At 39.2% G+C, this 237-nt stretch carries 1 pseudogene; it reads left to right on the forward strand.

The features are described from left to right. A pseudogene (locus HC733_RS22830) lies at window positions 1-124 on the forward strand (IS3-like element ISVpa4 family transposase); the annotation flags it as partial. Window positions 125-237: the final 113 nt, after the last annotated feature.

Genomic DNA, 237 nt, shown 5'->3' on the forward strand with positions numbered 1-237 from the left:
TACATGGAAAAAAGAACTCCTTGAAAATGCGGCTATGATCTTCGCTTCTGAAAGCCAAGTAAGTAAAGGCAACACAGAAGAAACGGATAAGCTTCACGCTAAAATCGGTCAGTTAACGAGTGACCTTACGGCAAGATAGCGCAAATAAGTAAAAACCATCCGGCATACTTGATTGCAACCTAAACAACTAAGGTGTGATCAATGAATACCACAACATCATTAGAGCAAATTAAAGCA

Origin of the sequence: Pseudoalteromonas sp. S16_S37 (assembly GCF_014694405.1) — a bacterium.
Taxonomy (GTDB): domain Bacteria; phylum Pseudomonadota; class Gammaproteobacteria; order Enterobacterales; family Alteromonadaceae; genus Pseudoalteromonas.